The 22,875-nt window shown below is 64.5% G+C and carries 11 protein-coding genes; 1 reads left to right on the top strand and 10 read right to left on the bottom strand.

Annotated elements, in window-relative coordinates:
* Positions 1 to 270: 270 nt before the first annotated feature.
* The 4 genes from AC04SF_RS15545 to AC04SF_RS15530 all read right to left on the bottom strand — a co-directional run bounded on the left by AC04SF_RS15545 (position 271) and on the right by AC04SF_RS15530 (position 6,810).
* Complete coding sequence (locus AC04SF_RS15545) at positions 271 to 3,615, bottom strand: error-prone DNA polymerase (protein ID WP_488478525.1); 3,345 nt, start codon at positions 3,613 to 3,615, stop codon at positions 271 to 273.
* On the bottom strand, positions 3,612 to 5,087 hold the full coding sequence (locus AC04SF_RS15540; protein ID WP_488478524.1) for a DUF6504 family protein: 1,476 nt from the start codon (positions 5,085 to 5,087) through the stop codon (positions 3,612 to 3,614). Before AC04SF_RS15540 ends, AC04SF_RS15545 begins: the two co-directional genes overlap by 4 nt.
* The gene (locus AC04SF_RS15535) at positions 5,029 to 6,066 is read right to left on the bottom strand and encodes an ImuA family protein (RefSeq protein ID WP_488478523.1); all 1,038 of its coding nucleotides are present in this window, start codon (positions 6,064 to 6,066) and stop codon (positions 5,029 to 5,031) included. Before AC04SF_RS15535 ends, AC04SF_RS15540 begins: the two co-directional genes overlap by 59 nt.
* A 111-nt stretch (positions 6,067 to 6,177) precedes the next feature.
* Positions 6,178 to 6,810 (bottom strand): LysE family translocator, encoded by a 633-nt coding sequence (locus tag AC04SF_RS15530; RefSeq protein WP_488478522.1) that lies wholly within the window; start codon positions 6,808 to 6,810, stop codon positions 6,178 to 6,180.
* Positions 6,811 to 6,943: 133 nt separating this feature from the next.
* On the opposite strand from AC04SF_RS15530, the gene AC04SF_RS15525 reads away from it, so the two are divergent.
* Positions 6,944 to 7,366 (top strand): metallopeptidase family protein, encoded by a 423-nt coding sequence (locus AC04SF_RS15525; RefSeq protein ID WP_095202623.1) that lies wholly within the window; start codon positions 6,944 to 6,946, stop codon positions 7,364 to 7,366.
* 85 nt (positions 7,367 to 7,451) lie between these two features.
* On the opposite strand, the gene AC04SF_RS15520 is transcribed toward AC04SF_RS15525, so the two are convergent.
* From AC04SF_RS15520 to AC04SF_RS15495, 6 genes are all read right to left on the bottom strand, one after another.
* On the bottom strand, positions 7,452 to 8,000 hold the full coding sequence (locus tag AC04SF_RS15520) for a GNAT family N-acetyltransferase (RefSeq protein WP_488478521.1): 549 nt from the start codon (positions 7,998 to 8,000) through the stop codon (positions 7,452 to 7,454).
* A 3-nt stretch (positions 8,001 to 8,003) separates the two neighbouring features.
* Positions 8,004 to 8,168 carry a hypothetical protein gene (locus AC04SF_RS15515; protein ID WP_488478520.1) on the bottom strand — a complete coding sequence of 55 codons (165 nt, stop codon included), beginning with the start codon at positions 8,166 to 8,168 and terminating at the stop codon, positions 8,004 to 8,006.
* A gap of 20 nt (positions 8,169 to 8,188) precedes the next feature.
* Positions 8,189 to 8,716 (bottom strand): phage tail protein, encoded by a 528-nt coding sequence (locus AC04SF_RS15510; RefSeq protein WP_488478519.1) that lies wholly within the window; start codon positions 8,714 to 8,716, stop codon positions 8,189 to 8,191.
* 11 nt (positions 8,717 to 8,727) lie between these two features.
* The gene (locus AC04SF_RS15505; protein WP_488478518.1) at positions 8,728 to 9,249 is read right to left on the bottom strand and encodes a phage tail protein; all 522 of its coding nucleotides are present in this window, start codon (positions 9,247 to 9,249) and stop codon (positions 8,728 to 8,730) included.
* Between the two features lie 11 nt (positions 9,250 to 9,260).
* Complete coding sequence (locus AC04SF_RS15500) at positions 9,261 to 9,767, bottom strand: phage tail protein (protein ID WP_488478517.1); 507 nt, start codon at positions 9,765 to 9,767, stop codon at positions 9,261 to 9,263.
* A 148-nt stretch (positions 9,768 to 9,915) separates the two neighbouring features.
* Positions 9,916 to 22,650 (bottom strand): beta strand repeat-containing protein, encoded by a 12,735-nt coding sequence (locus tag AC04SF_RS15495; protein ID WP_488478516.1) that lies wholly within the window; start codon positions 22,648 to 22,650, stop codon positions 9,916 to 9,918.
* Between the last annotated feature and the right edge of the window lie 225 nt (positions 22,651 to 22,875).

The following is a 22,875-nucleotide window of genomic DNA, read 5'->3' as shown; positions in this document are numbered from 1 at the left end:
GTCCTGCCGGACATCTCCCCGACAAGGAGGGAGATTGGCTGTTGTCTTCGCTTTCGCCAATCTCCAACGTTGAAAGACAGGCCGGACGGCGAAGCTGCCGATCTCCCCCCAAGTGGGGGAGATGCCCGGCAGGGCAGAGGGGGGCGTTGACCCGCCAGCGTCAAGGTTTTGCACCGCCGCGACGCGTCGATGTCGCGGCATGGATACTCTCTGCGACGGAGTTTCGCTCCTGCTGCGTCCGTGGATGATGAATGCATGTGTGAGCCGCGCCTACTGAAAGTTGCGCCCCTTGGGCATGACCCTTTCCGCCTCCTCCGACAGCACTGCGAAATCCTGCCTGACCGGCGCCTTACTTGTCATGGATTGGCTGGAGGGATCAGGACCGTTCCTGGAGGCATGTCCCTGGGGAGGGGCCGCCCCGCTGACCTTCTCCAGGAGTACGGTCAGCCAGGGCGTCAGATCCTCGATCTTCTCCGCGACGATATGGATCACATCCGATTCCGACTGCAATTTCCCGGTCACCTTGACGAACCGCGCGCCCATGACGATGGGGCGGAAGCGGGTAAAGGTCCGCTCCCAGAAGATGACATTGGCGACGGCCTTGTCGTCTTCCAGCGTCAGGAAGATCGCATTGCCCTTGCCGGGGCGCTGCCGCACCAGCACGAGGCCGGCGACGGAGACACGCCTGCCGTCGCGCACCGATGGCAGGTTGGCATTGGGCGTGACGCCGGCGCGGTCGAGCCGCTCGCGCAGGAAGGCGACCGGATGCGCCTTCAGCGACAGGCCGAGCGAGCGGTAGTCGTGGATGACATGCTCGCCGAGCGGCATTTTCGGCAGCTTCGTCTCCGGCTCCAGTTCGCGCAGGCGCAGCGCCGGCTGGTCGAACAGCGGCAGCTTTTCGGCGGCACTCCTGGCGCCCAGCGCGCGCACGTCCCAAAGCGCGGCACGGCGGTCGAGACCTATCGAGCGAAAGGCGTCGGCCTGGGCCAGCCGCTCGATCTCGTCGACATTGAGGCCGGAGCGCAGCCAGACGTCACGGACGCTCGAGTAGCCTGAGCCGCGGCGTTTTGCGAAATCCTCCATCCGTTCCTTCGACAGGCCCTTGATCTGCCGGAAGCCGAGCCGCAGCGCATGGTTCGTCTCGATGACACCGCGCATGTCGGCATGGCGCGGCAGGATGCGGGCCGGATCGAACGGCGCTTCTTCCAAAGTGCAGTCCCAGACAGAAAAATTGACGTCGACGTCGCGGATGTCGACGCCATGGTCGCGCGCATCGCGCACCAGTTGCGCCGGCTGGTAAAAACCCATCGGCTGCGAGTTCAGGATCGCGGCGCAGAACACGTCGGGATAGAAGGTCTTGAACCAGCACGAGGCATAGACGAGCAAGGCGAAGGAGGCGGCGTGGCTTTCGGGAAAGCCATATTCGCCAAATCCCTCGATCTGCTTGAAGCAGCGCTCGGCGAAGTCCCTGGTGTAGCCCTTGCCGACCATGCCATTGATCATACGGTCGCGGTAATTGCCGATGGTGCCGGTGCGCTTGAAGGTGGCCATGGCGCGGCGCAGTTCGTCGGCCTCGCCCGGCTTGAAGCCGCCGGCGACGATGGCGATCTTCATTGCCTGTTCCTGGAACAGCGGCACGCCGAGCGTTTTGCCGAGGATCTCTTTCAATTCTGCCTTCTGATATTCGGCCTTCTCCTTGCCTTGCCGGCGGCGCAGATAGGGATGCACCATATCGCCCTGGATCGGGCCGGGCCGAACGATCGCCACCTCGATGACAAGGTCATAAAAATCCCGCGGCTGGAGCCGCGGCAGCATCGACATCTGCGCGCGAGACTCGATCTGGAAGACGCCGAGCGTATCGGCGCGGCAGATCATGTCATAGACACGTTGGTCCTCTGCCGGGAGGGTGGCCAGCACATAGGGTTGCCCGTATGGGTCCCGTGCCTTCGGATAGTGGTCCGTAAGCAGAGTGAAGGCGCGCTGCAGGCAGGTCAGCATGCCGAGCGCCAGGATGTCCACCTTGAGGATCTTCACCGCGTCGAGATCGTCCTTGTCCCATTCGACCATCTTGCGCGCGTCCATCGCCGTCTTGACGATGGGGACGATCTCGTCGAGCCGGTCTCTGGTGATGACGAAGCCGCCGACATGTTGGGAGAGGTGACGAGGGAAGCCCATGATCTCGTTGGCGCGTTCCATCACATGCCGCGATGTGGGGTCGCTCCGGTCGAGGCCGCCGGCGCGGGCTTCCTTCTCGCCGAGTTCCGAGGTCGACCAGCCCCAGATCGAGCCGGACAGGGACGCCCGGACATCCTCGGACAGGCCCATCGCCTTGGAGACCTCGCGCAGCGCCGACCGGCCGCGATAGCTGATGACGGCAGCGGCGAGCGCGGTGCGTTTGGAACTGTACTTCGTATAGATGTACTGCATCACCTCTTCGCGCCGCTCATGCTCGAAGTCGACGTCGATATCCGGAGGCTCATTGCGCTCCTCGGAAATGAAGCGCTCGAACAGCGTATCGATCTTGTCCGGTCCAACCTCGGTGATGCCGATGCAGAAACAGATGATCGAATTGGCGGCCGAGCCGCGGCCCTGGCAGAGGATGTTCTCGCCGCGGGCGAATTTGATGATGTCATGGACGGTCAGGAAGTAGCGGGCGTAATTCAACCGCTCGATCAGGGCGAGCTCTTCCTCGATGCGTTTTATGACGCTGGCCGGGACACCGCCCGGGAAGCGCCTCACCGCACCTTCCCGCGCCAGCCTCTCCAGCTCGGCCTGCGGGCCGAGGCCGGATTCCGTCGGCTCGTCGGGGTAATTGTACTGAAGATCGCTGAGCGAGAAGGTCAGCTCTTCCGCGAACCGCAACGTCTCGGCCAGCGCCTGCGGATGCCTGCGGAACAGGCGGGCCATTTCCAGCGGCGGCTTCAAATGGCGTTCGGCATTGGCGGCGAGCTCCAGCCCGACCTCGGCGACGGGTGTGTTGAGGCGGATCGCGGTCAGCACGTCCTGCAGCGGGCGGCGTTCGGCCGTGTGGTAGAGCACATCGTTGGTCGCCATCAGCGGAATGCCGGTGCTCTGGGCAAACGCCGCTGCCTGTTCGATGCGGAAGCGGTCATTGCCCGCGTAACAGGGCGAGACGCCGAGCCGCAGGGCCTTGCCGAAGCGGTCCTTGAGCTGCCGGAGCAAAGCGAGACTCTCTTCCGCGTCCGCCGCCAGATCGGGCAGGACCGCCAGCGACATCAAATCCCCCCATTCGAGCAGATCGCTGCGCTCGAGCAGGGTGGCGCCCTTTTCGTTTTCGTCGCGCAGATTGGCTTGGGTGAGCATGCGGCACAGATGCCCCCAGCCGGCGCGGTTCCTGGGATAGGCGAGAATGTCAGGCGTGCCGTCGCCGAAAAGCAGCCGGCAGCCGGGATGATAGGAGAGTTTTTCGACCTTGGCCTGCTGCCAGGCGCGCACCACGCCGGCCACCGTGTTGCGGTCGGCAAGGCCGATCGCCGAAAAACCCAAGAGCTTGGCCGCGACCACCAGCTCCTCCGGTTTGGACGCACCGCGCAGGAAGGAGAAATTCGACTGGATGCCGAACTCGGCATAGGGAATGACGGTCAGCGCGTTCATGCGAAGACCCCGTGCATGAACCAGCGCGGCGCGGCTTGAGAGCCGCCGTAAAGCCCTTGCCGGTAGAGCCAGTAGCGGCGGCCGGCGGCATCCTCGATGCGGAAATAGTCGCGTGTCGATGCCGCCGCGTCGCCTGGCACTTCCTGCCACCATTCGGCGGCGATGCGTTCCGGCCCCTCGGCACGGGTGACCCGGTAGAGCGCGCGCCGCCAGCGGAAATTGAGCGGCGGACCCTCCGGCATTTCGGTGGCCGGCACCTCGATCGGCTCGGGCGCGCGGAACAGCCGGATCGGCCGTTCCGGCGGGAAGATGGTCGTGGGCGCCTGCACCCTGTCCGGTCTCTTCGGCGGCGTGGTCCGGCGCGGCGCTTCGCTGAAGGGGATGATGGCGACGGCGCTTTCCGGCAGATGGCTTTCCACCGCGACCGGCTGCAGCACGGCGCCTTCGCCGAGCCGGGCGCGGATGCGGTCGGCGAACAGCGCGATGTCGGCGCCGTCGTCGGTCACCTCGCCGGTCAGATCGGCCTGCGCCATGTCGAAGGCGGCAGCCGCCAGCACCGAAAGCCGCACCAGATCGAAGCCATAGCCGGCATCGATGTCCTGCTCGAGCGCCGCCAGCCTTTCATGGAACAGCTTTTGGATCAGCCGGGGATCGCGCATCGGCCGTGAGGTGCCGAGCGCAATGCGGCTGACGGCGCCGTCGACACGGAAAAGCAGCAGCGCCAGCGTCCGGGCGCCCTCGCCGCGACGCTCGAGATCGGTTTTTAACGTCGTCGCCAGCAGGCCGACCAGCCGCTCGATGTCCTCGGTGAGCGTGACGGGCTCGGCGAGATGGCGTTCGACCGAAAGCGGCGCCACGGGAAGGCGTGGCGACACCGCCTCGTCGAGACGGCCAAGCGCCTGGTCGAGACGCAACAGCAAGGTGGCGCCGAAGCGGCGGGCAAGCGGCGCGCGCGGTGCCGCCATGACGGCGCCCGCCGTGCGCAGGCCGACACTTTCCAGGCTGGCGCGGGTTTCCGGCGCGATGCGCAGTGCGGCCAGCGGCAAGGGTGCCAACAGGGCTTCTTCCTCGCCGCCATCGACGATGCGGTCGCCGCAAAAGCGGGCCGCCGCCCAGGCCGCGCCCGGCGTCGGGGCAAGGCCGGCGCGGACATCGAAACCCTGGTGGAAGAAGCGCGACAGGATGTCGTCCAGCATGGCGCGTTCGCCGCCGAACAGATGGGTGCAGCCGGTGACGTCGAGAAACAGACCGTCCGCCCCATCCAGCGCCACCAGCGGGGTGTAGCGGTCGCACCAGTCGGCAAGGCCTTCGAGCAGGCGCCGGTCGGCATCGGGATCGGCCTCGACGATGTCGATCGAGGGATGCATGGCGCGCGCATCGGCAATGCCTATGTCGCGCTTCAGGTGCAGCGCCTCAGCCCGCTCGTCGAGGGCTGAGATGCGCTGGGCGTTGCCCTGGCGGTGGCTGATCACCAGTGGCGGGTGATCCGACGGCCGGGAACGCCAGGACCGCCCCAGACGCTGCCGCAGGATCCTTTCGGCCGCCAGATAGGGAAACCACAGGGACAGGATTCTTTGTCCGGTCTGTCCGTCTTTCGTCGCTCCGTCTTTCCTCGCCCCTTCTTTCGTCGAATACGCGTTCATCGGGGTTCCACTCCAGTGTGAATTGTCCAGGCAGGGCCGTGCGGCTCTTGCCGATGCTGATGGTGAAGGCGGGGCGGCCGATCGACCCGGCGAGCGGCCCGGCGACCGTGGTGCGCGGCACGGCCGGCGCCGAGGAGACGATGAGGCGGACGGGCGCCGCCGTCGGTTCGGGTTCGGCCGCCTGCCGCAGCAGGAATACGGGGCGGCCCGCACTTTGCGCCCTCGCATGCAACCGGCGCGTCGCGGTCAGGTCCAGCCGTTGCGGGTTGCCGCGGATTTCCAGGATGACGGCGGCGAGCGCCGTCATCCGCGCTGCTTCCTCGGCGATCCACAACGCATCGACAAGTTTTGGCGCCTCGGAAAACAGCAATTGTTCTGATTCAATGCCGAAGCAGGCCTGTAGCCCCCTGGCGTAGGGAAAGCCGGCCTCGCGGAAGATTTCCGTGGTGCCGATCCACAAAACCGGCAGCCCTTGCGCCCGTTTGAGGATCAGGCTGGTGAGCGACAGGGCAAAACCGGCGACGGCCCCGGCATCGCGGGTTTCCAGGCCATGGATTTCGCTGAGCGCCGCTTTCGGCAGGCCACCGCTCAGGGCGGCATCGAGCCCTTCGATGCCGATCGGCAGGAAGGCATCCGGCAGGGCCGCGGCAAGACCGCGCCGGACGATCGTGAGATCGGCACCGCTGGCGTCGGCATCAAGCGGCGCGCCAGCCGGCGCCTGCAGGCACTCGGGCAGCGTTCCCTCGATCTTCGCGATCTGGCGGCGCAGGGCAAAAACAGTCTCCCGCGCCACGGCGGTCATCGCCATGACGGTCAGTGTCCACTCACAATTGTTCCTGTTATGTTCCCTAGGATTCCAGAGGGAGCTGGAAGAGTCAAGCAGAGTCACAAGGAATTTATTCCTGCGAACGCGTGCTCTTCAGCGTTGACCGCCAAACGCCAGCCGTGCGGCGAGCCCCGCGAATACGGTTCCGAGCAAGATTTGCGGCGCCCGCTGGAACCGCGTGCGCCTCGACAAGGCGGCTCCGATCCGGCTGGCGGTCAGGATGACCAGGCCGTTGACCACCAGCCCGGTCAGGTTGAGCACGGTCGCCAGCAGCAGGATCTGGCCAGCGACGGAACCGGTCTCGGGGCGTACGAATTGCGGGAACAATGCCAGCACGAACAGCGCCATCTTCGGGTTGAGCAGATTGGTCAGCAGGCCTTGCCGGAAAATCCGGCTTCTCGAATAGCGTGGCAGGCCGGCGACCGGGGCAAATGCCGTTCCGTCGGAACGGAACGCCTTCCAGGCGAGATAGGCGAGGTAGGCGGCGCCGGCATAGCGCACGATGTCGTAGGCGATGGGCGCCGCCAGAAACAGTTGCGACAGGCCGAAGGCGGCGGCCAGCGCGTGGCAATAGGTGCCGGCGGCGATGCCGGCATAGGTCGCCAGGCCCGAGGCGCGCCCCTGGCTGGCGCTGCGGGAGGCGATCAGCAGCATGTCCGGCCCCGGCGTCGCGGTCAAAGCGAGGCAGGCAATGGCGAAAAGTCCGATGGTGGAAAGGTCCGGCATGAGAACTCCTGAGAGATGGCCGGAACCGACCCCTACGCGATTCCACGGCAGCGGCAAAGGTGCCGCGGCAGGAATTGCCGCTTCATTTGCCTCGACCGGCGCGAAAGCCTATATGCCGGTCAAAGGACAAAGCATGGCCCGCATCTACAAGACCCGCACCTGGCATGGCGAACTCGCGCCCTCGATGGAGGAGTTGGAGTTCCTGGCGCTGGAGGCCTACGCCCACTTGCCGGAGGATTTTCGCAAGCTGACCGGCGAGATCGTCATCCAGATCGCCGAATTCCCGACCGACGAGATCATGGACGATCTGTCGCTGGAGACGCCGTTCGACCTGCTCGGCCTGTTCGAGGGGCGCGGCATCGCCGAGCGCTGGAACCCGCAGACCGGCGAAGGCCCGAACCGCATCACGCTCTACCGACGCGCCATGCTCGACTACTGGGCCGAGAACGAGGAGACGCTGGGCGACATCGTCACCCATGTGCTGATCCACGAGATCGGCCACCATTTCGGCCTTTCGGACGAGGATATGGAGCGGATCGAGGAAGCGGCCGAATAGCCTTCGCGTCTTCGTCATCCTTTGGTTGATGTCGCGGCATGTATCCCAGGTCTCCGCGACGCCGCCGCGCGGCGGCTGCGGCCCATCACACCCCGACCGCACCACCTCCAGGCGGTGCGCACGCCATCAAATCATAGACGCCCTTGTCCTCGAGCACTGCGAAGCCAAGCTCGACATAGAGCCGCCTTGCCGGATTGTTCTTCTCGACATGGATCGACACTGATTTGCCGGCTAACCATGCCTCGTCGATCAGGTCGCGCAGCAGCGCCGAACCGTAGCCCTTGCGGCGATGCTCCGGCAGAAAAGCGATGTCGATGATGCGGTGCTGGCTTGGCCAGCGCTCGATGTAGAGGCGGCCGATGTCCTGCCCGGCCCGCTCCACCACCAGCCAGTCAGCCTCGGGATAGTGTTTTCTGTAGTGCGCGTGCTGCGCCTGGAACTGCATGTCGAGGAAAGCCGCCTTCTGCGCCTCGCTCCACGCCGTCACGGCGAGTTCTTCCAGGCGCGTCGAGGCGTAGAGAAGCGACAGGAACGGCAGATCGGCCTCCGTGGCAGGACGAAAGCCGAGCCCGGCGTTATCAGACCGGGGATAATGATGTGCTGGGCCGGATTCCGCCACGCTGCCTACAGTCAATGCTTAGACCGGCGGCGTCAGGTCGCGCACGACGAAGAAGGATGCCCCGGCGGGCATGTTCTTGTAGGCGGGCGAGACGCTGGATCGCCGCGAGCGGGCGCCACTCGTGCTCTTTGCGACAGTCGGCGTGCCCGGCGCTTCGGACTTCGTCGCCGCTTTCTTGGCCATGATCTTGGTCCTGCCTGGTGTCAGCCTCTTGGCGGGAAAACGCCTTGCAATGCGATGCAGAATGTAAGCGCCAGGTAGGGCTGCAGATTGTTATGGGGCAGTGAACCGCCGGCAAGCGAAAGGGCCTGAACATTCATCAGCGCCAGATTGTTTGCGGTATTCGATTGATAAATCGTGCCGGCCTTGGAGCGGCCCAGAAATTCGGACGGCGACGGAGCCTTGAGCGCCCCGAATTCGGTCGAGGCCAGAATATTATGGTTGTGGATAGGCATTTCGGAGCTCAGCACGGTCACCTCCGGACTGCCGGCCTGCTCGCCCAGAAAATGCTCCGATCCACCAGCTGACGCTCCCGGATGCATCGGCGCCGACCCGGCCAAATCCGGCAGCGCGAAATTCGACTTGCCATCGCCGCCATAGGTGGTGCCAAGCAAGGAGAACAGCGCCGTGTTTTGCGAGATGGGCAGCAACTGACCATCGCAGGTCGCCCAGCCCGTGGGCGCGAAATTGAATCCAAAGATGCGGATTTCGGCGACGAACGGGTCGGCCATGACAAGTCCTCTTAGGTCTGGGTCGGAAAAACCCCGAACAGCGAGATGATGAAATTGACGCAGAGATAGGGCATGAGATTGTCGTGCGGGTTGCTGCCGCCGGCGTTGGTCAAGGAATTGCCGGCAAGCGCGGGGCCCGCAACGTCGATCACATAGGCCTGGATCGTCGGGGAGGTTGCCAGGATGTTGCCGTCTGGATTGGGGTTCGATGCCGCGTTCGACGATGCCATCAGGGCATGGCCGTGCGCCGGGATTTGGCTTGTCGTCAGCGTCACGGACTCGACGCCGGCAGCCTCGCCGATCGTGTAGATCTGGCTCAACCCAGGCCCTTGGCCCGCATGGATGGGAATACGGCCGCTGAGATTGGGCAGGGCGAACGTCTCCTGGCCATCGCCGCCATAGGTCGTCCCGATCAAATTGAACAGTGTCTCGTTTTCGGATATCGGCTGCAGGCTGCCATCACAGAAAGCCCAGCCGGCCGGCGCGAAATTGCCGGCAAACATGCGAATCTCGCCAACATAAGGTGAGCTCATTGCCGCTTCCTCTAGTTCTGCGACGGGAAAATGCCTTGCAGGGCGATGACGATATTCAGCGTCAAAAAGGGCTGTCGATTTTCGTGCGGATTGCTGCCGCCAACGTTGGAGATCGATGCGGGATTCAACGTCGTCAGATTGGCATAGCCTGCATAGAGGACACCCACCTCGCGAGCCAGTACATTGCCGGAAGCGGTGTTCTTGTCGCCTTGCGTCAGCGACGCATTGATCAGATGGTTATGGGCCGGCATTTCGCCCTGCGTCAGCGTGTGGAATTCCTCTCCGCCTTTACCGCCAACGACTGCCCCAATGGCACCGCCAGAGTATATTGGAACTCTGCCTCGAAGATCCGGTAGAGCAAAGTTAACTCTGCCGTCCCCGCCATACATTGTACCAAGAAGTGAAAATAGAGCCTGATTCTGATTTATGGGAAGCAACTGTCCATTACAGAATGCCCAGCCTTTCGGCGCGAAATTCCAAGAAATGACTTTGAGTTCACCTATATAAGGCGTGCCCATCTTGGCTCCCTCACCTGACCTTGCGTAACGTAGCCAGTTTCATTGCTGCCGTCGACAAGTATTTAACAGCAGAGCGAAAATTAATACCGGCCAAGCGCGGGCGCTGGTTAACAGAACATTACCAACGACCGAAGTCCGCCCGCCGGCATCACGGCGTGGCTGGCGGCAGCGGCGGTGCGGCTTGATTGAAGAAGACATTGGTGTCGACGCGCATCGTGGTGCCGGGCACATTGCTGACGGTGAGCCCGTTGTCCGAGGCAAGCGTGGCCGCATTGGCCTGCGTGACGTTGACATGGTCGGTCCCGGCAGGCGCGCCGCCGATACGCGCGGTGGTGACAGTGCCGGTGCCGTCGGCATTGGAGAAGGTGTTGTTCTGCAGCAGCAGGTTGATCGCGCTGTTGCCGGCGGTGTTGGAATTGAGCACGGTTAGCCCGCGGAAATCGAGAATGTCGCGGATGGTGTTGTTCGTCACCGTGGCGTTGAGGATGCTCGACGAATCCTGCGTGCCGATTCCGTTAGTGATCGCGATGGCGTCGGCGCCATTGCCGTCGCCGCCGAGGCTCTGGATGATGTTGTTCGTGATGCTCACCGTCATCGTTCCGCTGGCGGCCTCGTCGTGGATGTCGAAGCCGCTGCCGATCTGGACGCCGGAATCCTGCACACCCTGGATGCCGACGGTGTTGTTGCGCAGGAAGCCGGTCACCGTGCCGGTGCCGAAGTGATTGGCCGTGATGCCGACCGCGCGGTTGTGCGTGAGCGTATTGTTGTTGACGTCGAAGTTCAGCGTCGCCGACCCCGTTTGGGTCAGCGTGATGCCGGAATTGTTGCTGTCGAACGTGTTCAGCCCGCCAGCGGTGCCGTCGCCGATATGGACATTGAGCGTGCCATCGTCGACGGAACCGGCAAAGCCCGTCGCCGTGAAGTTGGCCGGCGTCGAGATGTTGCCGCTGAACGTGTTGTTCGTCACGTGTACGGTTGCGGTCGGCGATCCGGCAACGCCACCGGTGGTCAGGTCGATCTGGAATTCGTCGCCCGCATGCGTCGAGGCGCCGTTGTTGGAGAAGGTGCTGTTGCTCACCACCAGGTCGGTCAGCGTGCCGCCGGTGTTCTGAATGAACACATTGTGGACGTAGGCGTTGCTGACCGTGAGGTTGTTGAACGTCGTCAGATGCGACGCATCGCCGGTCAGTTCGAAGAGGTATACGTTGCCCTCGCCGTTGCCGGACGTCGAGTTTCCATTGCCGGAAACGGTATCGCGGTTCAGCACCATGCCGTTCACGCTGTTGCCGAGGATGCCGTTTCCTTGCGAGTTGGTGATGTTCATGTTGGTCAGGCTGACGTTCTGCGTCGAGGTCAGGCTGATGCCGTCGCCGGTCGAGTTTGTAATCGTGCCGCCGCTGCCTGCCGTCGTGCCTGTACCGGTAACGGTCAGCCCGCCGCTGGCGCCGGTGTTGTTGAGCACGATGCCGTTGACCGCGCCGTTGGACGAGATGCTTTGGAACGTCAGCCCCGTGGCGCCGATCGTCGTGTTGGCGACGTTGAGCGCCGTGCCTGTGGTCGAGGTGATCGTGTTGCCGGTGCCCGTCGCTGTCACCGTGCCGCCGCCGGTAGCGTTGAAGCCGGTGCCGCTGGTGGTGGTGATGGCCAGACCGCCGCCGGTGAAGTTGACGGTCGCGCCGGTGTTGCTGGCCAAATTGACGGCGGTGTTGGCTCCGGTGGTCAGCGTCTTGCTGCCCGAGAAATTGATCACCGCCGTGCCGGAATTGCCGCTGACGTCAATGCCGTTGGCAACGCTGCCAGTTGCGCTCAGGCTGCCGCTGAAAGCGACCGTTCCGGCAGTACGGCCACTGACCTGGACGACATTGCCGGCCGTGGTTTTGGCCACCGACGCGGCGATGGTGACGGCGCCCGTGCCGCCATTGATGTCGACGCCGACGCCGGTCGGGTCGTTCGTCGCACCGATCGAGCCGCCATTCACATTGACCGCATTGGTGTTGTTGTCGATCCTGATACCGGCCAGCGCCGTGTTGTTGATCGTCACCGTCGTGAAGGTCACCGCGCCGTTGGCGCCACTGAGCAGGATGCCGTTGCCGGCGGTCGCCGAGACGGTGGCGGAGGCAAAGTTGAATGTGGCGCCCGACGCGTTGATCTCAATACCGTCGCCGCCGGCGGACGTGCCGGCTACTGTGACAGCACCGCCATTGAACGTGCCGCCGGACACCCCGGTCAGATTGATCGCGTCGCCGGCGACCGAAGCGGTCGATTGCAGCGAGCTGAAATTGACGCCGCTGGCGCCAACGGCAACGCCGTTCCAGTTCAGGATCTGACCCGATGATGTCTGGACGGTGTTGCCTGCGCCCGTGACATTGATCGTGCCGCCGCCGGTCGCGTTGAAGCCGATGGCGCTGGTGGTGGTGATCGCCAGGCCGCCGCCGGTGAAATTGACCGTCGCGCCCGTGTTGTTCGCCAGGTTGACGGCGGTGGTGGTTCCGGTGTTCAGCGCGCTGCCGGCGCCGGAGAAGGTGATCGTGCCGCCGGTGTTGTTGCTGACGTCGATACCATTGGCGGTGCCGACACTCTGGTCCGCGCTCAGGGTTCCGCTGAGCGTGACGGTTCCACCGGTACGGCCGCTGATCTGGACGACGTTGTTGGCAACGGTTCCCTTCGACACCGACGCCGCGATGCTGACGTTGCCGGACCCGCCATTGATGTCGATGCCGATACCCTGGACAGCGCCGAACCCGCCGATCGCACTCGTATTGTCGCTGATCGTGACCGCGCCGGTGTTGTTGTCGATCCTGATGCCGCCGCCGGTTGCCGTGCCCGTCTGATTTGCGATCGTCACCTTGGCGAAATTGATCGTTGCGCTGGTGCCGTTGAGGAACAGGCCGTTGGAGTTGGTGCCGCCCGAAACGCTGAGCGTGCCGCCATTGAAGGTGCCGCCGCCGACATTGGTCAAACTGACCGCATCGCTGGCGACTATGCCAGTGACCGACATCGTGCTGAACGTGGCGCCGCTGGTGCCAACAGTCACGCCGTTCCAGACCAGCAACTGGCCAGCCAGGCTTGATGTGATCGTGTTAGTGCCGGTGACGTTGATCGTGCCGCCGCCAGTGGCGCCGAAGCCGAGGCCGGACGTGGTGGAGATCGCCATGCCGCCGGCGAAATTGATGGTGGCACCTAGGTTGGTCGCCAGATTGACCGCCTGGCTGGTGCCCGTGCCGAGCGTCATGGCGCCATTGAAATTGAAGGTGCCGCCGGTGTTGCCGTGGACAAAAATGCCGTTGTCACTGCCGGTATTGGCGCTGAGCGCTCCCGACAGCGTGACCGTGCCACCGGTCACGCCGGCGATGTCGACGATCTTGCCAGCGGTGGTCTTGGTGAGCGAGGCGGCGACGTTCAACGTCGCGGCGCCGCCCGAAACCAGGACGGCACTGCCGGTCGGGTCGTTGGTCGCGCCGATCGAGCCGCCGTTGATGTTGACCGTGCCGGATGTGTTCAGCAGTTGCACCGCGGACGAGCCTGTGTTGTCGATCGTCACCGTGTTGAAGGTGACGGTACCGGTCACGCCAGTGTCGACATCGATGCCGTTGACGCTGGCGCTGGCGATCGTCGCGCTGGTGAAATTGACGGTCGAAGAGGTGCCGTTCTGTATCGCTATCGCGGTGTTGCTCGCGCCGGCGATGGACACATCGCCGCCATTGAAGACGCCGCCGCTGACATTCGAGATCTGGACGCCCGCGCCGCTGCCGACCGTTCCGGTTGCTTTCAGCGTTTCGAACGTGACGCCGCTGGCGCCGATGGTCGCTGTCTGCATCGACACGACGCGCCCGGTGGCCGTCGTCACGGTGTTCGTGGCGCCGGTCACGGTGATAGCGCTGCCATTGATGACGAGCATGCCGTCGCCGCTGGTCGTATCGACCGTCACGCCGCCGGTGAAGCTGGTCGTGCCGCCGGTTTGCGAAAGCCCGGCGCCGCTCGTGGTGTCGATGTTGGCCAGGCCGGAGACGTTCAGCGTGCCACTGGCCAAGCCGATGCCGCCGCCGGCCGTCGCGGCATTGTTCACCGTCAGCGTGTTGAAATTGAAGGTGCCGGTGTTGGTGTTGATCGCGCTGATGCCGAAGCCCGTCGTGTTGGCAATGCTTGTCGCGCCGGTGACGGTGAAGGTGCCGGCAACGCCATCGAAGATGATGCCGCTGGCGCCGCCGTTGGCGGTCACGCTGCTGAACGTCATGTTGACGGTCAGCGGATCGAGATCGAATGCCGCGCCGTTGGTGGTGGTGACCACGCCGGCGCTGGTGTTCAGCGTGAAGGTGGTGGTCTTGGTGTTGGCGATGACACCGGTACCGCCATTGTTGGCGAGGCTGAGCGTGCCCAGATCAAGGGTGCCGCTGGTGTTGGTGAAGCTGAGGCCGTTGCCCTGGACCCGCACGCCGGGAGTGCCGATGCCGAGCGTACCGGCGCTGACGGTACCGCCGGCGCCATCGGAATCGAAGCGGACATTGGTGAAGGCGATACCGCCGCCGGTGCCGCCGGTCACTTTGTTGCCGGCAAAGGACCTGATCGCGATCGAGTTGTCCGTCGCGCTGATGTTCTGGCCGGAGAAGGATGCCGCCAGGGCGGATCCGGTCGATTGCAGCGTGTTGCCGTCGATCGAAAGCAGAAGCGTATTGGCCGGCGCGCCGGTCGTGGAGAAGTCGAGCGCGCTGCCGCCGGCGGCGATGTTGTTGTTTCTAACGAAGAAACTGGAGGCGCCCGTCGCGTTGACGGCGACACCGCTGCCGCTGCCGAGATTGCGGACGATCAGGTTCTGGATGCCGCCGGTGAAGGTGCCGGTGCCGCTGGTGGCAAAATTGATCACCGAGGAGGTATTGTTGCTCTGCAGGATCGGCCGCAGTGTGTCGATGCCGCCGGGCGCCGAGATGATCGGCGAATTCTGCACCGTGGTGAAGTGGAACGCCGCCGACGCCCCGGCGCTGGTATCGACGCCGAGCTGGGAAACATCGACCGCCGCATCGCCGCTCTTGAAGGCGAGCAGCACCTGCCCGTCATCGAGGCTGAACGTGGTGCCGCTGAGGTCGATGGTTTCCTGGGCGCCGTTGACGTTCTGGTCGATCAGCACCACGACATTGGCCGTGGACGCCTGCGCGCCGATATAGCTGCCTGGATTGGCGAGGCTGCCGTCGCCGGTGCCGCCTGCGGTGACATAGTAGACGCTGATCGACGCCAGGTTCGACGTGTCGCCGGTGAAATTGACGTCGTTGAAATTGTAGTCGCCGTTGGTCGGCAAACTGTCGGTGGCGTGGATGACTTGGCCGCCGGTGGTCGCGATCGACGATTCGGCCGGGCCGGCGCCGTCGCCGAACACCAGCTTGGCGTTGGTGGCGCTGGAGAACTGCACGCCATAGCCGACATTGGCGATGGTCGAGGTCTGGCCGGCAGGGCCGGGGTTGTTGTTGACGGTGTCGCCGAGCTGGATCGTGCCGGTGCCGGTGGTGCCGGCCATGTCGATGCCGATTGTGCCGGCGAAGCTGCCGCCGTCGACGTCGAAATCGCCCGCCGTGATGTTGCTCGCACCGAGCGCCGCGCCGTTGAGGTCGAAGCCGACCGCATTGGCGGCATTGAGCCCGACCTTCAGGCTGGTGAAGTCCAGCACCGAGCCGAGCGTGCCGGAAATGTCGACGCCGCGAGAGGTAATGCCTTCCAGGTCGACCGCACCGAGATCGAGCGGGCCGCCGCTGACATTGTTGAGCGAGATGCCGGTCGCCGCGCCGTTGACCGAGATGGAATCGAAGTTGATGCCGCCGGCGCCGACCGTCGCGCCGTCGAGGTCGAGCGCGGTGCCCGTGCCGGTGGTGATGGTGTTGCCGGTGCCGCTGACGCTGACCGTGCCGGCACCGAAGGTGCTGGCCGTGAAGCCGGCGCCGCTGCTGGTGGTGATGACGAGGCCGCCATTGGTGAAGGCCAGCGTACCCGTGCCCTGGCCTAGGCCCGGGTTTCCGCTGGGGTCCTTGACGACTGCATTGTTCGTGCCGGTGTCGAATGTCTTCGATGTACCGGAGAAGGTGATCGTTCCCTCCGAGAAGCCATCGACATGGACGCCGGTGCCGCCGGTATGATCAATGGTGCTCGAAATCGTGTAGGTGCCGTCGGCGCCGGCGAAGTCGAAGGCGGTCGAGGACGTGGTCGAGGTGACCGAGCCGCTGAGATTGAGCGTGGCGAGATCCGAGAAGGTGACGCCCACCACGCTGCCGGCGAATGCAGTGCCGCCGCTGACATTGATCGAACCATTGTAGTTGAGCGTACCGCCGGTGTTACCGTCGATCCCGATGGCCCGATCGATGGTGCTCGTCGTCGCGCCAATCTTGGCGCTGCCGCCATTGCCGCCGATGTTGACGGTGCCACCCATCACGCCGTTGAACGAAATCCCAGTCGAGCCGCCGTCGATGGTCAGGCTGGAGCTGGCGACATTGGCGATGTTGACCGTGCCGACCTGGCCACTGAAATTGAGGCCGTTTCCGTTGACATCGATGTTGGTCGTTCCGGTGAAGTTGACCACCCCGGTGCCGGTCACGCCGGCCACCGTGACGCCTATCGCACCCGTATTGGTCAGGCCGCCGATGTTCACATCGCCGGCGAGGTCGACGCCGTTCAGGACCACACCGCCACCGGTCGCGGTGGCCGCCGACGAAATGTTGTCGAAGGCAATGCCGCCACCGCCGACATTGGTGCCGACCACGATAAGCCCGTCGCCACCGGAATTGATCTTATTGCCAGTGCCCGTGACTGTAACAGTGGAGAGAATGGCAGGACCGCCGATTGCTTCGAAGCCCGCGCCACCTGTCGTCGTTATGTTGAGACCGCCATTGGTAAAATTGATGGCGGAGTTCGTGTTCGGGCTCGGAGTGCCGCCAGGGAAGCCGATGTTGACGGCGTCGGTCGCGCCCGAACTGATCACCTTGCTCGAGCCCGAGAAGGTGATCGTGGCCGAATCGTTGCCGGCAACGACGATGTTGCCGCCGGCCGCCGCGTTGTTGTCAGTCAGATTGCCCGACAGCGTCACCGAGCCGGCGGTCATGCTCTGGATCGAGACCGCGGCACCGCTGCCGTTGGTGGCAATCGTACCGCCGTAGGACATGGCTGCAGTGCCGCCGCTGGCTGGGGTCGCCGAGCCGACATTGAACGACGTGCCCGCACCGGTGTTGGTCAGCGTGCCGGTGCCGAAGCTCGCCGTGCCCGCCAGGTTCTGGAGGTTGATGCCGCTGCCGGAACTGAAAGTCGCGCTAGTCGAGGCGAAGTTGATGCCGGCCGTGATGCCGTCAAGCGCCACCGCTTGTGCATTCGTGGCGTTGATCGTGCCGGTCGTGACATTGACCGTGCCACCGCCGGAGGCGTTGAACGCCGTCACGCCGTTGGTGGTGATGTCCAGATCGGCGAAGGTGGCCGTGGAGCCCGTATTGCCGGTGAGCGAGACGCCGTTGCCGTTGACCGTCACCTTGTCGGTGAAGTTGACCAGGCCGGCGGTGCGGTTGGCGATCGAGATGCCGCCGCCGGTCAGCGTGCCAGGGGTCGCGCTGTTGGGCAAGGTGCCGCGCGTGACCGTGATGTTGCCGGCGCCGCCGTTGACGTCGAGCAGCGTGCCGGTGACGTTGACGTTGTTGTTGATGATCGACAGGTTGGTGTCGAGACCGGCGACCTTGAACGCCGTGCTGCCGGCGGCGACATTGCTGACGGTGACGCCTTCGATGACGATGCCGCCGGCATTGTTGAAGCCGCCCGCGCTCTGGTCCACGGTGAAGACCGAGCCGCTGGCGCCGCTGAAGTTGAAAGCGGTGTTGCGCACCTGGTTGCTGCCGAGCAGATGCAGGAAGTCGCCCGTGCCGGTGACCACGCCTTCATCGCCGGTGACGTTGCCGCCGGTGGCGCCGAGATTGCCCTGGACATTGACCGGCTGGATGGTGCCGGAGGTGAGGATGGAGGTGTTGTTGCCAAAGCCGGTGATCGACTGGCCCGAATCCAGCGTGAACGGCGTGCCGCTGAGATCGACGGTGCCGACAAAGGCGAAGGTCTGCGTGCCGAGCAAGGCATCGGCCTGGACGACCGAGATGGTCGTCACCGCGGCGCTGAGCCCGTCCGTGCCGGCGGCGATGACGCCGCCATTCTGGGACACCATGATGGTCCCGCCGACGGCGCTGGCCAGATGGGCGCTGCCGGTGAAGAACACGTCGTCGAAATCATAATTTCCGAGCGTCGGATCGAGCCCGATCGTGTTGACGGTGTAGGCGCCAACGGCCGTGGCGCTGATGGAGGACTGCAGCCCGTCGGCCGAAGTGCCGTCGCCGAAGGTGAAGTTGGCGTTGGCCGAGGTCGCGGTGGTGCCGCCCGACGACAGGTCGACGCCGATGCCCAGATTGGTGATGCTGGAGCCGCGCTGGAAGGTGATGGTCTTGTCGCCTTGCGTCGACGACAGGTCGATGCCGCGCGAAGTCAGATCGCCGGTGCCGGTGATCGTCGTCACGCCGAAATCGGCCGTCGTGGCCGATATGCTGAAGTCGATGCCAGTCTGGTTGGCGCCGGCGCCCATCGTCACGGTCGTCGTGCCGAAGGTGACGTCGGCATTGGTGCCGGCGAAGTTGATGCCGGCGGTGTTGGCCGCCGAGCCCAGGGTGACCGAGGTCGTGCCGAACGTCACCGCTCCGGCATTGCTGCCGCCGCCACCGATATCGATACCGTTGCCGCTGGCTCCCGACACAGTGACCGAGCCGAAGGTGGCGCTGGCGCCGCTGGCGACGTTCGAGACCGACACACCGTTGCTGGTCGGGTTGGTGACCGTCACGGGCGCGGTGGCGTTGAAGGCCGCGGTGCCGCCAAGGCCGCTGATGACAGCGCCGCCACCGTTGGCCGTAAGCGCCGAACCGGTGAAGCTGATCGTGCCGCCGGTCGGTGCCGTGGTCGAGCCGATCGCAAAGAGATTGCCGGTGCTGGTCGAAGTGATCGCACCGCTGAAGGCCACCGAGCCGCCGGTGATGCCGTCGACCTTGACCGCTGTGCCGGGCGCGGTCGCGGTACTGTTGACGGCCGCGCTGATGGTGATCGCGGCGGTGCCGCCGGCGACGACGACGCCATTGCCGCTACCGGAGTTGGTGATGGTGCCGCCAATGCCGATCGTGCCGGTGTTGCCGGTCAAGTTGACATCGTCGCCGTTAACACTTGTCGTAACCAAGTTGTTGACGGTGATGGTCGCCGCACTGTTCTGCACCACGAAGCCCGGTACGCCGATGGCGGTGGTATCGATCGTCGTCGTGCCGTTGAAGTTGTAGATGCCGGCGACATTGGTCAGACGGATGGCATCCCCGCTGACGCGGAACAGATCGACGCCGCCGAAAGTGACGTTGCCGCCACTGGTATTCTCGATGACGATGCCGGTCGAAGCCCCACCACCCGAACCGTCCACGTTGACGCTGGAGAAGTTCACGCCGGCCGCGCCGATCGTCATTCCGCTGATGACAATACCTTTCTCGCCCACTCCGGCACCGGTCGCCACAGTGTTGCTGGAGCCCGTCACCGTCAGCGTGCCGCCATTGATGGCGCTGAAGCCGTAGCCGCCATCCGTGGTCAGGTCGAGGCCGCCGGTGAAATTGATCGCGGCGCCAGTGTTGCTGTTCAGGCTGACCGCATTGACCGCGCCGGTGCTGGCGGTGATCTTGCCACCGAACGTGACGCTGCCGCCGGTCTCATTGTTGATCGCCACCGCGCTCGCCGCGCTGCTGGTTTGGTTGATGGTGCCATTGTAGGTGACGTTGGCCGTCGATCCGGCGACAGAGAAGGCATTGAGTGTATTGGCGATGGAGCTCCCGGTCCCGAAGGTCAAGGTCCCGCTCGAGCCGTTGACGATGGCGACACCCCCGCCTCCACCGCTAATATCGAGATCGTCGAAGGTGGCGGTTCCGTCGAAATTATTGACCAGCAGCGCACCACCGGCGGCACCGGTGACATTTGTGTTGCCGGTAAAGTTGACGGTCGCTGACGAATTGAGAAGCCTGATGCCGGTTTGGCTCACATTCTGGACATCGAGATCGTCGACCGAAACCGCGCCTGTCACGCCGTCGAGGATAAGACCTGTCGCGACATTGCTGACCGTCACGCCCTGGATCGTCAGGCCGTTGATCGCGGTTGCGTTGATCCCCGCGGCGCTGCCGCCCGAAATGTTGAAGTCGAGCAGCGAATTGCCATTGGCCGCCGTGACGACATCGCCGGCGCCGGAATTGGTCAGCGTCGCCGCGCCGGCGGGGTCCGAGATGGCCACGTCATGCTGGACATTGTCGCCGGTAACGTTGATCGGCACGCCGCCGAGCGAGAAGGAGCGGCCATTGCCGAACGAGGCCAGCGTCTGGCTGTCGCTCAACGAGAAACCGCCCGTAGCATCGATCGACGTGCCGTCATTGACCAGCACGAAGATGGCGTCGCTGTCGGTAATGGCGTCGGCGGTCGCGACCGTGGCCAGGTTCGTCAGCGAAGAGCCGTCGCCACTGCCTGTGGCCGACGAGCCTATGAAGATCACATTCTGCACGTCGAACAGTTGCGGGCCGCTGAAGGTGGTCGAGCCGAACGCGTAGAGACCGAGCGTCTGGTTGAGGCCGCGCGCGTCGAGCGAAGCGGTGATGCCGGCAATCGAACCGCCGCCGAAGCTGAACTGGGCATTGGCCGAATTGGCGAGCGACCCGGAAATGCCGAGGCGCACGCCGGTGTCGACACCCGAAATCGAGCCGCCATTGGTGATGATTATCGAGGCGCCGCCGGTGGTGCTGGCGAGGTCGATGCCGATCGTGCCGGCGGCACCCGGGCCGGTGATGTTGAGCGACTGCGCGGTGAAATTCGTCTGGCTGCCGGAGAAGTCGATGCCTGTGCCGACGCCCAGCCCCGAAATGACGATGTTGTCGGCCACCACCGCCGCGTTGACGCCGCTGAACGACATGCCGTCGGCGCCGGGATTGGTGATGTTGATGTCGCCGAAGCGGATCGTCGCCGGCGAATCGGTAATGGCGATCGCCGGTCCCGTCGTGTTGGAAATCGTCGTCGCGCCGTTGACGGTGAAGCTGCCTGAGACATGGTCGAGCACCACACCCGACGTGCCGCCGGTCTGGGTGATCGAATCCAGCACCACATGCGCGGTGATCGGGTCGATGAAGACGGCCATGCCGCCATTGCCCGACACGGTGCCGCCGGTGGTGGTGAAGCTGCCGGCAATCGACGTGCCCTGCACGGTGATGCCGCGATCGGTGTTATCAAGCGCATTGACGGTGGCGAAGGTGTAGGTGCCCTGGCCTGATATATCCAGACCGTCGTCGAGATTGCCCGACAGCAGTGTCGTGCCGGTGAAATTGTAGGTGCCGTTGTCTTCTATATGCAGGCCGTCGAGGCCATTGCCGGTCGCGGTGAAATTGGACGCGCTGACATTGGTCGAATTGCCCTTGAATTCGGCGCCGTTGCCGCCGGCACCCGTCACCGTGACATTGGTCAGCGTCGTGCCGGTGACGTTGTTGCCGAAGATGCCGTCGGCGCCGCCGGTGATGGTGATGCCGTTCAGCGTGTTGCCGTTGCCGAGCGTGATGACGTTGTTGGCGACGTTGGTGCCCTGGATCGTGCCGTCGCTGCCGCCGAGGTTGAAGGTGGCCGTGCCGCCGCCGAACAGTTTCGCGGTGACGCTCTCGCCGCCGCCGATCAGCGTCTGGCCGGTGGCAAGCGTCTGGCCGGGGGTCTGGAGGTTGCCATTGCCGCCGAGCGCAACGATGAAGCCGCCACTGCCGGCCTTGGTGACCGCGTCGTCAAGCGTCGTCGGGTCGGCCTGCGTGCCGGCGCCCGCCAGGCCGCCATCGGCGAAATAGAACTTGCCGAAGGCCGAGTTGGTGGCGGCGTTGATGGCGACGCGCGTCGTCGAGCCACCAGTCTTGTCCTGCGACTGGATCCGGACGCCGATATCGCCGCGCACGCGTTCGTTGACGCGCTTGCGCAGGCCTTCGCTGACCGGATAGACCGGGTCGGCGGCGCTGATGGCCCCGGTAGTATCAGAGCCATGGCCGGGATTGAACGGAATGTTCAGCCGCACGCTGCCGGCGAACTGGGTGTGGTCGCGATTGTCATCGCGCACCTCGCCGGCCAGCACCAGTTCGGTGCCGCTGCCGAAGACATCGCCGATCGTGTATTCGAACCCGGCCTTGGCGCCGGTGACGCTGCCGTCGTCGCCATGCGGATCCTCGAAATGGTAGCCGCCGATGTCGAGCCGCAGTGAATGCTTGTCGGGCAGGTTGATCGGCACCTGGGCGCCGATCTCGCCTTCGATGCCCCACGCCGCGTAGTCGCGGTGGTCGAGCACCGATATCTGTTCGATCAGCTGGTTGCTGACCATCGACAGGGTGGAGCTGGTCGAGTGGTCGGTCGAGTCGCCCTTGATCGGGACGAAGACGTTCACATGCGCGTCGAAGTTCGGCGTGATCGCCTCGACACCCAGCGTGCCGGCCGTGAACTGGGTGCTGTTGTAGTTCTCGACGTTGAGATAGGCGTAGCCGCCGAGCATCAGGTCGGGATTGACGATGCGGCGAATGCCGAGGCCGATGTCTTGGCCCGAAGCATCCTTGAAATCGTGCTTGGCCCGGACATCGAGGAACAGCACCGATTCGGCCGTCTGCTTGATCGGGATGAAGCCTTCGAGCGCGGCGTTGCCGCCATTGTTGTCGGCGCCGACGATGGCGCGGATCTGCGGCTGCCAGAGCCCGTCCGGGTCGCCATAAGCAACCACGCCAGAAAGGCCAAGCGCCAGGGTCGTCAGCGCCGTCGTCTTCCACAGATGCCTTACAATGCGCGAACGGCGATAGCCGGCACGCACGCGGAAATCCTCCCCACGCGCCACCATCCCACCAACTTGCCGAGACTTCTCGGTAGTTCCCATCCCTGGCGAGTCCTTCTGGGACTACACGTCCCGCGTGTTAATTCTTACGCGAATTCTATTGTATAGCGAGCCCGGAACGTTGGGAGTGTTGTTGTCTGGCCTCAAAGTTCTGTCCTGTGGCCATATTGCCACAGTAGATTTGCCGGCTTGCTTGTCCGGGGA

It is taken from the genome of Mesorhizobium sp. CNPSo 4671, assembly GCF_057784245.1.
The sequence above is the reverse complement of the archived record's forward strand: the minus strand, read 5'-3'. Positions and strand labels throughout refer to the sequence as shown.

Coding starts and splice junctions, on each gene's coding strand:
- AC04SF_RS15535 (WP_488478523.1), bottom strand. CDS start 6,066: ATGGCGATGACCGCCGTGGCGCGGGAGACTGTTTTTGCCCTGCGCCGC.
- AC04SF_RS15505 (WP_488478518.1), bottom strand. CDS start 9,249: ATGAGCTCACCTTATGTTGGCGAGATTCGCATGTTTGCCGGCAATTTC.
- AC04SF_RS15530 (WP_488478522.1), bottom strand. CDS start 6,810: ATGCCGGACCTTTCCACCATCGGACTTTTCGCCATTGCCTGCCTCGCT.
- AC04SF_RS15545 (WP_488478525.1), bottom strand. CDS start 3,615: ATGAACGCGCTGACCGTCATTCCCTATGCCGAGTTCGGCATCCAGTCG.
- AC04SF_RS15510 (WP_488478519.1), bottom strand. CDS start 8,716: ATGGCCGACCCGTTCGTCGCCGAAATCCGCATCTTTGGATTCAATTTC.
- AC04SF_RS15500 (WP_488478517.1), bottom strand. CDS start 9,767: ATGGGCACGCCTTATATAGGTGAACTCAAAGTCATTTCTTGGAATTTC.
- AC04SF_RS15515 (WP_488478520.1), bottom strand. CDS start 8,168: ATGGCCAAGAAAGCGGCGACGAAGTCCGAAGCGCCGGGCACGCCGACT.
- AC04SF_RS15525 (WP_095202623.1), top strand. CDS start 6,944: ATGGCCCGCATCTACAAGACCCGCACCTGGCATGGCGAACTCGCGCCC.